This window comes from Nitriliruptor sp., assembly GCF_040882075.1.
Lineage (GTDB): Bacteria > Actinomycetota > Nitriliruptoria > Nitriliruptorales > Nitriliruptoraceae > Nitriliruptor.
The window spans coordinates 1-12,678 of the sequence record NZ_JBBEBZ010000001.1; the positions used below are offsets into that span (position 1 = coordinate 1).

The window sequence follows — 12,678 nt, forward strand, 5'->3', positions numbered from 1 at the left end:
CGGGCCGTCACCGGCCCGGGCGCGCAGCAGGGACGGTCAGTCGCCGAAGTTCTCGGCGACGGCACGTGCTTCGTCGATGGCGGCCATGTCGACCTCGACGAGGTCCTCGATCTCGTACACCTCGAACAGGGCGGCGTTGCCCTCCTCGTCGGCCGCGAGCGCGAGGAACGCGTCGGTGATGGCCTGCACGAGGTCCTCCGGCAGGTCGCCGGAGACCGAGATGCCGTCGTTGGGGATCTCGGTCGACCACGCGAAGACGACGATGTCCTCGGCGACCGCGGGCTCGTCCTCGACCACGACGTTGCGGGCGTCGTCGAAGCTGGTGCCGATCGCGCCGTCACCGCGCAGGACCGCGAGGATGGCGTTGGGGTGGCCACCGGCGAACTGCGGGTCGATCTCGGTACCGAACGGGTCGATACCGGCCACCTGCTGCAGCTGGGTCGCCGGGTAGTAGTACCCCGACGCCGACGCCTCATCGACGAAGAAGATGGTCTCACCCTCCTCGATGTTGTTGAGCGCGTCCTCACCGACCGGGCCGGCGTCCGCGGCGTCCGTGCCGTTGCAGTACAGGTAGGTGAAACCTTCGGCGTTCTCGGCCTCGACCGGCTCGTCGTCGCAGAAGCGGTCCGGGTCGTTGGTGAACCACTGGGTGTGGTACGTCGCCGCGCCGCGCCGCACCGACTGGAGGATCGGGACGGCGTCGGACTGGTCGACCGACTGCGCGAGCGCGATCGGTCCGAACATGCCGATGTCGGCCTGGCCGGTGCCCATCGCGACGACCAGGGCGGTGTAGTCGTCGGTGATGTTGGTGGTCACGGTGATGCCGAGCTCCTCGGACAGCAGCTCACCGAGCACGCTCGCGTCCTCGACCAGCTTGTCCATGTCCTGCGAGGGCACCAGGCCGAGCACCAGCTCGTCCGGCCAGTCCTCGCCGGCGGCGGCTTCGCCGTCGTCCTCGGTCTCCTCGGCGCCGTCGTCGGTCGCCTCGGTCTCCGTGGTGGTGTCCTCGGGTTCGTCGTCGGTGCCGCCGCACGCGGCGAGCAGGACGGCGGCCGCGCTCAGCGCGGTCCACTTCCGGATCTTCATTGGTCGCACCCCTCTACGTCGGACGCGACCAGAGGGCCCCCAGTCGCGGCGTTGCTCCTGCTACCCGGTCACCTTCGACCGGACACTTCCGGGCTGCTCGGCGAGCTGCCGGACGAGCCGTCGGAAATCCTCCCAGCTGTGCACGTCGACCGAACCCTCGACCGGATCGTTCCAGGCGCGCACGAAGCGGCAGACCGTCGCGGTCGTCGCCCGGTGGTCGGCGATGGTCTCCACCTGGTGCGGCGCATCGTCGAGGTACACGTCACAGGCGATCGTGTGCTTGTCCTCGAGGAAGTGGATGTCCCGCGTGGGGATCTTGTGGTCGGCGAGCCACTCGAGCGTGTCGTGGACGGCCCAGTCGGGCTTGGCGGTGAGGATCACCACATCGTGCCCTGCACGGTTGAACTCCCGCAGGCTCTCGGCGGCCTCCGGGTACGGCTCGAGGTGGCGGAAGACGCTGTGCCCGCCGTGATCCCGGGCCCACGCCCAGAACGCGTCCATGTCCCCGAAGTGGGTCAGTTCGAGCGGGCTGTCCCACGACACGACCATGTCCGCCTCCAGCTGCCCGGAGAAGGCATCGTTGTAGGCCGCCGTCCAGCCGCGGTTGAAGTCCGCGACCACGCCGTCGAGGTCGATACCGAGTCGAAGTCCCATCGTGGCGCAGCCTACGGAGCCGCCGTCGGCAGGTGGAGATGTCGCACGGGTGCCGCGCACCGTGCACGAGAGGTTCACCCAGCGGTCACGCCGCGGTCACCCCTCTGGGGAGCTCACCGCTGCGGTTCCGGCCGCCCGACGTGGCCATCGAAGCCGTGTCCACGCTTCGGGACCAGGACGCTCCGGGTGAACTCGCACACGACCGTGCCGTCCTGCTTGTAACCGATGGTGCGGACCTTGACGATGCCGCGGTCCGGCTTGCTCTTGGACTCGCGCTTCTCGAGGACCTCGGTCTCCGAGTAGATGGTGTCGCCGTGGAAGGTCGGGTTGGCGTGCTTGAGCGACTCGATCTCGAGGTTGGCGATGGCCCGGCCCGACACGTCCGGCACCGACTGACCGAGCACGATCGAGTACACGAGGTTGCCGACCACCATGGCCTTGCCGTGGGGGGTGGCCGCCGCCGCGTAGTTGTCGTCGGAGTGCAGCGGGTGCTGGTTCATCGTGATCGAGCAGAACAGGATGTCCTCGGCCTGCGTGATCGTCTTGCCGGGCCAGTGCTTGTAGACGTCACCGACCTCGAAGTCGTCGAGGTAGCGGCCGAAGTCCTCGGTGGGCATGGCGGAGCTCCTGGGGCGGGGATCGGGGCAGCGGGAGCGGCATCGTGGTCGGCGAGGGCACGCCGACGCAAGCTGGCGGCCATCGCACGACGCGACCTGCTAGCTCTCCCCTCCCACGCGGAGGGACCGAGCTTGGCGGACGTCGAGGTGGACGAGTTGACGCGGGTGTTCCGCGTCCCGGTCCGCGAGGCCGGCTTGGGCGCGGCGATGCGCTCGCTCGTCCGTCGCGAGCACCGCGAGGTGCGGGCCGTCGAAGGACTGTCGCTGACGATCGAACCCGGGGAGGTGGTGGGCTTCCTCGGTCCCAACGGTGCCGGCAAGACCACCTCGCTCAAGATGCTCTCGGGGTTGCTGCACCCGACCTCCGGCACGGCCCGCGTGCTCGGCCACGAGCCCTGGCGGCGCGAGCGCGAGTACCTGGCCCGCATCACGCTGGTCATGGGCAACCGCAACCAGCTCCAGTGGGACCTGCCGGTCGTCGACTCGTTCGAGATGAACCGGGCGATCTTCGGCATCGCGCGGACCGACTTCGATCGCACCCGCGACGAGCTGGTCGAGCTGCTCGAGATCGGTCACCTCGTCACCAAGCCGGTGCGCAACCTCTCGCTCGGCGAGCGCATGAAGGCCGAGATCGCCGGCGCGCTGCTGCACCGGCCGCAGGTCCTGTTCCTCGACGAGCCCACCATCGGGTTGGACGTCACGATGCAGAAGCGCATCCGGACGTTCCTGGCCGGGTACAACGCTCGCTACGGGGCGACGGTGATGCTCACCAGCCACTACATGGCCGACGTCTCCGCCCTGTGCCGCCGCGTGATCGTGATCCACCACGGTCGGCTGCTCTACGACGGCCCCCTGTCCGAGCTCGCCGCACGGTTCGAGACCGCCAAGACCGTGGGGGTCACGCTCGTCGATCCGGGCGCCGACCTGTCCCGTTACGGCGAGGTGGTCGCGGTCGACGGCGCGCGCGTCACGTTGCGGGTACCGAGGGCCGACGCATCCGCCGTCGCGGCGCGCCTGCTCGCCGACCTGCAGCCGACCGACCTGACCATCGAGGATCCCCCGATCGACGACGTCATCGAGCGCGTCTTCGCCACGCCGGACGAGCCGGGCAGCGCCGTCCCGAGCGACGAGAAGCTGCCCGGATGAGCGCCGACACGGCGCAACAGCACCGGGTCCCACCGCCTCCGGCCCGGCCGCCGCTCGCGCGGGTCGGCCGGCCACGGCAGATGCTCGACTTCTACGCCACGGTCGCCCGCACGGCGGTCCAGGAGCAGTTCCAGTACCGCGCCGCCAACTACATGTACATGATCGGCATGGTGGTCGAGCCGGTCATCTACCTCGTGGTGTGGTCGGTGGTCGCCGAGGCCAGCGGCGGCTCGGTCGGCGGCTACACGCCGGGCGGGTTCGCCGCCTACTACATCGTGTGGATGCTGGTCCGGAACATGAACATCGTGTTCACGCCCTACGGCTGGGAGTTCCGCATCCGCGAGGGACAGCTGTCGGGGATGCTCGTCCGCCCGATCCACCCGCTGCACTACGACCTGGCCTACTTCGCGGGCTGGAAGGTGATCGCGGTCCTGCTCTGGGTCCCGATCGCGGTCGTGCTCGCGCTGCTGTTCCCCCCCGAACTATCGGTGAACCTCGCCCAGGCCGCGACCTTCTTCGTCGCGATCTGGGGCGCCTACGTCATCCGCACCCTGCTGCTGTTCGTGCTCGGCCTGGTGACGCTCTGGACCACGCGGGTCGCGGCCCTGTTCGAGCTGTACTTCGCCGCGGAACTGCTGCTGTCGGGCCGCCTCGTTCCCCTCGACCTGATGCCCGACGCCGTGCTGCGTTGGGTCGACCTCCTGCCGTTCCGGTCCACGTTCGGGTTCCCGATCGAGGCGCTGGTCAGCGACCTCTCGGGCCCCCAACTCGTGCGTGGACTGCTGGCACAGTTGTTCTGGATCGGCTTCGGCTGGCTGCTGGCGATGGTGGTGTGGAAGCGCGCGATCCGGCGCTACAGCGCGGTGGGGAACTGATGGCCCCGACCCCGGACACTGCACCCGGCCGGCGGCCGGACCGGGCTGGTCTGGCGCGACCCGCGGTGGTCCGCCGCCGGGACGTGATCCGCACCCTCGTCGGCGTCAGCGCACTCAACGAACTGCAGTACCGGGTCAACTTCTTCCTGCAGCTGTTCCAGTCACTGGTCGCGCTGGCGACCGCCATCGCCGTGGTCGCGCTGGTCTTCCTCTACACCCCGTCGCTCGGCGGTTGGAGCCCGTGGGAGCTGATGGTCGTCGTCGGGGTGCACACGGCGCTCGGCGGCGTGATCCGGTCGCTGATCCAGCCCTCGATGCAGCTGCTGATGGAGGACATCCGCGAGGGCAAGCTGGACTTCGCCCTGATCAAGCCGGTGGACGCCCAACTGGTGGTGAGCCTGCGCCGGATCACGGTGTGGCCGCTGGTCGACGTCGTGGTCGGGCTCGGCGTCGTCGTGGTCGCCGCGGTCCAGGCCGGCGTCGCCGTGACCGTGCTCAGCGTCGGGACGTTCCTGGTCGCGTTGCCGCTCGGCGCGGTGATGATCTACTGCCTGTGGCTGATCATCACGACCGGTGCCTTCTGGATCGTGCGGATGGAGCACGTCGCCGAGCTGTTCAACGGGCTCTACCAGGCCGGTCGCTGGCCGATCGGGTTGTTCCCGGGCTGGCTGCGGCTGGTGTTCACCGTCCTGGTGCCGCTCGCGTTCGCCGTCACCCTCCCGTCCGAGGCGCTGACCGGACGGGCCGGGTTGCTCGCCCTCGGCGGCGCCGTCGCCTTCACGCTGGTGCTGGTCGCCGTCACCCGCTGGTTCTGGCGGTTGGGCCTGCGGAACTACGCCGGCGCCTCCGCCTGACGACGCCGGTTCGGTGGTGACGCGGCCCCGCGCCTACCGTTCGGCATCTGCCACCTCGCCGCCGTCACGAAGGCTCTCCCTTGCGTAGCCCCAAGGACTTCTTCAAGCCGCTCGCCCTCGGAGCACCCGAGCCGGTGCGTGAGGTACCCGCACGGCCCTCGCGGATGATCCACTTCTTCGACCCGTCGAACCCGAAGATGGTCGGCAAGGTCCCCGACATCGCGCCCAAGGTCGACGTGCTGCTCGGCAACCTCGAGGACGCGGTCGCGGCGGACAAGAAGGACGCGGCACGCGACGGCCTGGTCGAGGTCGGACGCGGTTGGGACAGCTCCACAGGGACGCAGCTGTGGACCCGGGTGAACGCGCTCGATTCGCCGTGGATCCTCGACGACCTCACCACCCTGGTGACCGAGATCGGCGACGTGCTCGACGTCGTCATGGTGCCCAAGGTCGAGGGCGCGGAGGACATCCACTTCGTCGACCGCATGCTCGCGCAGCTCGAGGCGAAGGCCGGCCTGACCCGTCCGATCCTGGTCCACGCCATCCTCGAGACCGCCCGCGGGATGGCGAACGTCGAGGAGATCTGCCTCGCCTCACCGCGGATGCAGGGACTGTCGCTCGGCCCGGCCGACCTCGCCGCCGACCGTCGGATGAAGACCACCCGCGTCGGTGGCGGTCACCCGGGCTACCTGGTGCGCCAGGACCCGGTCGACGGCGACATCGAAGGTGAGCGCACGACCTACCAGCAGGACCTGTGGCACTACACCGTGGCCCGGATGGTCGACGCCTGCGGGACCGCCGGGATCCTGCCGTACTACGGCCCGTTCGGCGACATCAAGGACACGGTCGCCTGCGAGGACCAGTTCCGCAACGCCTACCTGCTCGGGTGCGTCGGTGCGTGGTCGCTGCACCCGGTCCAGATCGACATCGCCAAGAAGGTCTTCTCCCCCGAGGTCGAGGAGGTCGAGTGGGCCAAGAAGGTCGTCGAGGCGATGGGCGACGGGACGGGCGCGGTGATGATCGACGGCAAGATGCAGGACGATGCGACCTACAAGCAGTGCCTGGTCGTGCTCGACCTCGCCCGCACGCTCGCCGAGCGCGACGACGACCTCGCCGCGGCCTACGACCTCTGACGACCGCCGCCAGGTCCGCCGCCCCCGAGCGCTCCGAGGAGATCACCGTGACCGACACCACCCGTCCCCGCCGCAGCGTCCTGTACATGCCGGGCGCGAACGACCGCGCCCTCGAGAAGGCCGCCTCGCTGCCGGCTGACGCGCTGATCCTCGACCTCGAGGACGCCGTCGCACCCGACGCGAAGGAGGAGGCGCGCGACCGCGTGTGCGAGGCCGCATCGTCCGGACGGTACGGACGTCGCGAGGTCGCGATCCGCGCCAACGGTGCCGACACGACGTGGTACGAGGGCGACGTCGCCGCCATCGCGGCGGCCGGCCCGGACGCGCTGCTGGTGCCGAAGGTCGGATCGGCCGGCGAGGTGCACGCCATCGAGCGGGCGCTCGAGGCGGGCGGTGCACCGGATCGCACCCGGATCTGGGTGATGGTCGAGACCCCCGCGGCGGTGCGGAACGCCTTCGAGATCGCCACGGCGTCCGAGCGGCTGGCGGTGCTGGTCGTCGGGACCAACGACCTCGCCAAGGAGCTGCGTGCCGAGCACGTCGCGGGTCGAGCTCCCCTCCTGACGGCGCTGCAGCAGCTGGTCATCGGCGCGCGCGAGGGTGGCAAGGCCATCGTCGACGGCGTCTACAACGACCTCGACGACGCCGAGGGGTTCGAGGCCGAGTGCCTCCAGGGCCGCCAGTTCGGCATGGACGGCAAGACGCTGATCCACCCGAAGCAGCTCGAACCGGCCAACCGGGTCTTCGCGCCGTCGGACGATGAGGTCGCCCGTGCGGAGGAGATCATCGCCGCCTTCGAGGAGGCCGAACGCGAGGGGCGCGGTGTGGTCACCGTGAACGGTCGGATGATCGAGAACCTGCACGTCGACCAGGCACGCGACACCGTCGCTCGGGCCGGAGCGATCGCCACCCTGGACGCCTGACGCGAGCTCAGCCGGTCGCCGCGTCCTTGGGCTTCCAGCCCTCGCGGATCCGGGCCAGGATGCGGTCGCCCTCCTCGGTCGTCGGAGCACCCCCGCCGAGCCGCGCCGGCATCCACCAGGCCCCGGGGACGTGATCCGGGTACCCCGCCTGCACCTCCTCGAGCAACGTCTGCACGCGGTGCCGGAGCTCGGCCGCGACCTCCCGCGGGTCATCGTCCGGCGAGGGGTGGAGCGGTTCCCCGTACGCGACGCTCACGTGCAGGCGCCACGACCACCGCGGACGCCGTCCGACGGTGTGGAACCGGTGCGATCCCCACGAGACCGCTGGGACGAGCGGGACACCGGCAGCGGCGGCCATCCGGGCCGCGCCGGTCTTGAACGGCAGCAGTTCGAACGAGGGCGAGATGGTCTGTTCGGGCAGGACGAGGACGAGCTCGCCCGCTTCGAGCGCCACGACACCGCTGCGGAGCGCGTCCCCACCAGCCCCACGGTGGACGGGGAGGTGCTCGGCCCGCCGCATCAGGAACCCGAAGAAGGGCGCACGGAACAGCGACTCCTTCGCCATGATCCGCACGGGCCTGCTCCAGCGGAGGTAGGGCTCGCGTCCCACGGTGAAGAAGTCCCAGAACGAGGTGTGGTTCGCCGCGATCACGGCGCCGCCGGCCATCGGTACGTGTTCGAGCCCACGGACGCTGATGCGCCAACGCTGGAGCCGCATGACGGCGAACGCGAACCACGCCGCGAACCGGTAGAGCCAGGATGCCCGCGGGTTGCCGGGGTGGATGGGACGCGGCACGGCCTGCTCCGGCGGTCGGTGGGAGGGTGGACGGTCTGGCTCGGACGGCTCTCCGGAAACCCGTGACCCTCATCAGCCGGGGTCGGGTCCCTTCGCGCGGAAGCGGGCGAGGTGGGCGCGCTGCACCCCGTCGTGGTCGGGCGCGCCGCCGCCGAGGCGGGCGGGGACCCACCAGGCACCGGGCGGTGTCCCGTCCGGGTAGTCGCGCTGCACCTCGTCGAGGAGCTCGGTCATCGCCTCCTGCAGCCGCTCCGTGGCCGCCGCCGGGTCCTCGTCGGTCCCGACGTGCAGGGGTGGTCCGTAGCGGACGACGATCGGGATGCCGCGACCGGACCGGATGTGCAACCCGACGTCCTTGGCGGCCAGGCGCTGGGTACCCCAGCCGATGACGGGGACGATCGGGACGCCGGCCCGCTGCGCCATCCGGACCGCACCGGTGCGGAACGGCAGCAGGTCGAAGGAGGTCGAGATCGTCTGCTCGGGAGCGACCGCGACCAGATCGCCGGCCTGCAACGCGGCGACAGCAGCGCCGTAGGCATCGGCCCGGGCGGTCGCCGAGCTGCGGTCGACGGGGACCGCTTCGGCCCAGCGAGCGAGCCACCCGGTCCACGGCGAGGCCCAGATCTCGCGCTTCGCCAGGAACCGGACGGTGCGCTTCACCCGCAGGACCGGCGCCCACGCCAACATGACGAAGTCGAGGTAGGAGTGGTGGTTGAAGGCGAGCACCGCCCCGCCCTGTCGGGGGACGTTGGTCAGGCCCTGGACGTCGACCTGCCACCGGCACAGGCGGACGAACGCCACCACCAGACCGGTGATGACGCGCCACTTCCAGGTCAGCCGCTGTCGCTCCACGGCCACCGACCGTAGCCGGCGGCCGTGGAGTTCAGCGTCGGCCGCAACCGCGCCCCGGCGTTCCCTCGCCGCGGTCCGGGTCACCCCGTTGCGGGCCACCTCGATCGGGGCAGGACGACGGTCCGCGGTCCGGACCCCCTGGATCGGTGCCGCCGTCGTCCGGGCCGCCGTCGTCCGGGCCGCCGTCATCCGGGCCACCGTCATCGGGGCTCGCCACGACCGCGGAGCCCTGGCCGAGCACCACCGGCACGAGCGGGACCCGCCGCGTCTGGGCGTACCGATCGCCCACCGCACCAGGCGCCTCGGTCGGGACGGCCCACTGCCACTGCGACCCGTCGATCTCGGTCAGCGGCACCGGTGAGCCGACGAAGGCGTTATCGCTGTCGTGGGTGACCAGGAAGTGGACCCCGTGGCTGCCGTACGCACCCTGACGGTCCGCGCACGGCACCTCGTCGTCCGGTCCGTACCCCCCGGCCAGCTGGTAGCCGGCCACGACCCGCTGGTCGGTCGACGGCTCGCCCGGCCACGGACGCGCGACGGGTAGGTCACCGGTCCCGTCGTCGAGGCACGCGTCGTCGCGGTAGTAGGGGATGACGATCGGGTTGGTCAGCGTGGTCGGACCCGTCATCTCGAACAGGTAGACCAGGCTGCCGTTGTCGTCCTTGCCGGAGACCTGCTCCCACCGGCCGAACGCGAGCGGCACGTCGAAGGTCGGATCGGTGACGTCGAAGAACGCGGGGAAGTCGATGTCCCCGTCACCGTTCAGGTCGAACCCGTCGATGTTGCCGACCCGTTCGTCGTCCACACCGTCGACCTGGACGCCGCCGACGCAGTCGCCGTCGCGACGGTCCTGCAGCACCGTGGTCACGTTGTAGTAGCAAGCCGCGACGTCACCGTCGTAGTCCCACGAGGTGTAGAGGCCGTCCGGCGGGATCGGGTGGACCCGCACCCGGTAGCGGTACTGGATCCCGTCGCGGTAGAAGGTCTCGGTCTTGGTCACGTTGGTCCCGGAGTCGGCACCCCAGACCTCGCGGATGGCGCGGACCGGTCCGGACCGCCACCCGATCAGCGAGGCGTTCGCCTCCCAGTTGACCTGCTCGTCCTCGAAACCGACGAGCGAGACCGCGGAGTCCGGGGACTGCTGGAACGCCCGGCCCTTCCAGCGGTCGACCAGGTCATCGCCGTACTCCCAGCCACGGTCGTCGAACGGCGTGCCGACCTTCGACGGGGCGGCGCCGGGCGGGGCGATGCGCATCGCGCGCTTCATCCAGCGACCCGAGGCGTCGAACTCGTAAGCGTCGGTGCGCACCTTCATGCCGTCGAGCGGGAACCGATCGCTCGAGGGCCGTGCCTGCCCGAGCTCGTAGTCGCGGCCCTGTGCCACGACGCACGCGGTCCCGGGCAGGTTCGCGCCGTACCCGGTGTTGGACGTGCCGATCTTCTCGGGGTCGGTCGCGGCCCAACTGCCCCGGTCCGCCCACCAGTCGGCGGTGTCATCCCGCTCGAGCTGGACGTACCCGTCATCGGCGCTGAACGACGGACCGTCGTCGGCCAGGAAGAGGTAGATGTACGACACCTCGCCGGTGAGCGGGTCGACCAGCACGACCTCGTGTTTCGAGGCGCCGTCGACGCGGTCAGGAGCGCGGTCGGCCGGGGCACGCGGGCCAGCGTCCTCGGCGAGGAAGGCGATCTCGTCGTCGTCGTCGAGGCCGGGGACCGGGTCGGCCTTCGGGCCGAGGTAGTCGGTCAGCGTCTCGCCCTGGCCGGGGGTGATGACCCCTACGGCCGCCAGCGTCTCGAGCTCGTCCGCCTCCGGGTACCGGGCGACGCACTCGCCGGCGACCTTCTTCCAGGCCTCCTCGCCGACGGTGCTGCGTCCGTCGCCGCCCCAGGCGTAGGTCAGCTCGGTGTCGGCGCCGGAGTACACCGAGAACGTCGAGCGGGCGTTGGCGAGGAAGTGGGGGAAGCGTTCATCGACCTGCACGGGCACCTCGACGAACCCGGCGTCCGGATCCCACCGCCACGCGGTGACCGCGTCGACGGGAGCGTTCGTGCCGTCGCGTGGGTCGGGCGGTACGACGATGGTGCCGTGGTGCGCGGACCGGACCAGGTCGCCGAGGCCGTTCTGTTCGTCGGTGCCGCCCGGGTAGGTCGCCGGCGTGCCGGTGGCGGGCGAGCGCGACCAGGCCGGCAGGGCCGTGCCGGTCAGGACGACCGGTTCAGCGTCCCGGGCGGGACGCACCAGGTCACCGACGGTGCCGAGCGGACCGTCCTCGGGCACCAGGGACGACAGGTCGCCGAGCGCACCGAGCGCCTCCGGCGGGATCGCGGCGACGAGGTCGCCCACGATCGGACCCAGCGGGTCCGGGACCGGTACGCCGTTGACGGGTGGCGGCACGGCGCCGAGGGCCATGACCCCTGCGGTGCCGATGGCGAGGACGGAACGCAGCGACGATGGACGCACGACGAGCTCTCCCGGCTCCGGCGGCCCTGGACCACGCGGCGATACCCCGCCCCGCGTACCCGCCGGTTCCCCCGTTCGAACGACCGATGACCGTCGCGGTGACGGGAGGTCAGCGCTCGCGGAGCTCGTCGATCGCGTCGAGCAGACGGTCGACGTTCGCGTGGGTCGCCCCCTCGCCCATCAGGCCCACCCGCCAGGCCGTGCCCGCGAAGGTGCCGAGCCCACCACCGACCTCGATGCCGTGCTCGTCGAGCAGGCGGCTGCGGAGCGCGCCCTCGTCCACGCCCTCCGGCCACGCGAACGAGGTCAGCTGCGGCAGCCGGTGCCCCTGCTGGGCGAGCAGCTCGATGTCACGGTCCTCGAGGTGGCTCTGGAACAGCTCGCCCACCTCCGCGTGCCTGGCCCAGCGGGTCTCGAGACCCTCCTCCAGCACCATGCGCAGCCCTTCGTGCAGCCCGAAGAGCGCGCTGATCGGCGCGGTGTGGTGGTACGCGCGCTTCGCCGACCCCCCACCCGCGGGTTGTCCCCAGTACGTGCGGATCGCCGACACGTCGAGGTACCACGACCGGACGGGAGCCGTGCGCGCGTCGAGGACGGCCTCGGCCTTCGCCGAGAACGTGACCGGCGCCAGCCCCGGGGGGACCGAGAGGCACTTCTGGGTGCCGGAGTACAGGACGTCGACCCCCCAGTCATCCACCTCGAGCGGGACGCCACCCAGACCGGTCACGCTGTCGACGAGGAACAGGGTGTCGGTGTCGGCCAGGAGCGCGCCGACCTCCTCGAGCGGTTGGTGGGCGCCGGTGGACGTCTCGGCGTGGACGAGGGCGACGAACTTCGCGCCGGGGTGTGCCTGGAGCGCCTCGGCGACGCGGTCGGTCGCGATGATCCGGCCCCAGGGCTCCTCGATGCGCACGACCTCGGCACCCGCACGTTCCGCCGTGTCCGCGATGCGACCGCCGAAGACCCCGTTGATCCCGACGATGACGGTGTCGCCGGGTTCGACGGTGTTGACCACCGCCGTCTCCATCCCAGCGGACCCGGTCCCCGACACCGCGTAGGTCAGCGGGTTCGCCGTGCGCATGACCACACGCAGCATCGCGGCGATCTGGTCCATCACCTCGAGGAACCACGGGTCGAGGTGGCCGACGACCTGGCGCGCCTGCGCCGCTGTGACCCGCTCGTGGACCGGTGAGGGGCCGGGCCCGAGGAGCAGTCGCTCCGGTGGGGTGGCGGCGGGGAAGGCGGTGGCGGTCACGCTGGCTCCTACGGTCGTCGTCG

General features: G+C 71.0%; 12 protein-coding genes. 5 read left to right on the forward strand and 7 right to left on the reverse strand.

Annotation, left to right across the window (positions count from 1 at the left end):
* Positions 1–36 precede the first annotated feature (36 nt).
* From phnD to WEB03_RS00015, 3 genes are all read right to left on the reverse strand, one after another.
* Entirely contained in the window at positions 37–1,086 is a 1,050-nt protein-coding gene (phnD, locus tag WEB03_RS00005; protein WP_368068915.1) for a phosphate/phosphite/phosphonate ABC transporter substrate-binding protein, read from the reverse strand.
* A 60-nt stretch (positions 1,087–1,146) separates the two neighbouring features.
* Positions 1,147–1,740 (reverse strand): hypothetical protein, encoded by a 594-nt coding sequence (locus WEB03_RS00010; RefSeq protein WP_368068916.1) that lies wholly within the window; start codon positions 1,738–1,740, stop codon positions 1,147–1,149.
* Between the two features lie 113 nt (positions 1,741–1,853).
* On the reverse strand, positions 1,854–2,357 hold the full coding sequence (locus WEB03_RS00015; RefSeq protein ID WP_368068917.1) for a MaoC family dehydratase: 504 nt from the start codon (positions 2,355–2,357) through the stop codon (positions 1,854–1,856).
* Positions 2,358–2,489: 132 nt separating this feature from the next.
* On the opposite strand from WEB03_RS00015, the gene WEB03_RS00020 reads away from it, so the two are divergent.
* The 5 genes from WEB03_RS00020 to WEB03_RS00040 all read left to right on the forward strand — a co-directional run bounded on the left by WEB03_RS00020 (position 2,490) and on the right by WEB03_RS00040 (position 7,288).
* Entirely contained in the window at positions 2,490–3,503 is a 1,014-nt protein-coding gene (locus WEB03_RS00020) for an ATP-binding cassette domain-containing protein (RefSeq protein ID WP_368068918.1), read from the forward strand.
* Positions 3,500–4,378 (forward strand): ABC transporter permease, encoded by an 879-nt coding sequence (locus WEB03_RS00025; RefSeq protein WP_368068919.1) that lies wholly within the window; start codon positions 3,500–3,502, stop codon positions 4,376–4,378. The genes WEB03_RS00020 and WEB03_RS00025 overlap by 4 nt, the downstream gene beginning before the upstream one ends.
* 83 nt (positions 4,379–4,461) lie before the next feature.
* Positions 4,462–5,232 carry an ABC transporter permease gene (locus WEB03_RS00030; protein WP_368068920.1) on the forward strand — a complete coding sequence of 257 codons (771 nt, stop codon included), beginning with the start codon at positions 4,462–4,464 and terminating at the stop codon, positions 5,230–5,232.
* Positions 5,233–5,312: 80 nt separating this feature from the next.
* Positions 5,313–6,365, forward strand: coding sequence for a CoA ester lyase (locus WEB03_RS00035; protein ID WP_368068921.1), 1,053 nt, complete (start codon positions 5,313–5,315; stop codon positions 6,363–6,365).
* A 47-nt stretch (positions 6,366–6,412) separates the two neighbouring features.
* A complete protein-coding gene (locus WEB03_RS00040) occupies positions 6,413–7,288 on the forward strand; it encodes a CoA ester lyase (protein ID WP_368068922.1) in 876 nt (291 codons plus the stop codon).
* A 7-nt stretch (positions 7,289–7,295) separates the two neighbouring features.
* On the opposite strand, the gene WEB03_RS00045 is transcribed toward WEB03_RS00040, so the two are convergent.
* From WEB03_RS00045 to WEB03_RS00060, 4 genes are all read right to left on the reverse strand, one after another.
* Complete coding sequence (locus tag WEB03_RS00045; RefSeq protein WP_368068923.1) at positions 7,296–8,084, reverse strand: lysophospholipid acyltransferase family protein; 789 nt, start codon at positions 8,082–8,084, stop codon at positions 7,296–7,298.
* A gap of 72 nt (positions 8,085–8,156) precedes the next feature.
* Entirely contained in the window at positions 8,157–8,936 is a 780-nt protein-coding gene (locus WEB03_RS00050; RefSeq protein ID WP_368068924.1) for a lysophospholipid acyltransferase family protein, read from the reverse strand.
* Between the two features lie 31 nt (positions 8,937–8,967).
* Positions 8,968–11,400 carry a hypothetical protein gene (locus tag WEB03_RS00055; RefSeq protein WP_368068925.1) on the reverse strand — a complete coding sequence of 811 codons (2,433 nt, stop codon included), beginning with the start codon at positions 11,398–11,400 and terminating at the stop codon, positions 8,968–8,970.
* A 109-nt stretch (positions 11,401–11,509) separates the two neighbouring features.
* Positions 11,510–12,655 carry an alanine--glyoxylate aminotransferase family protein gene (locus tag WEB03_RS00060; protein WP_368068926.1) on the reverse strand — a complete coding sequence of 382 codons (1,146 nt, stop codon included), beginning with the start codon at positions 12,653–12,655 and terminating at the stop codon, positions 11,510–11,512.
* Between the last annotated feature and the right edge of the window lie 23 nt (positions 12,656–12,678).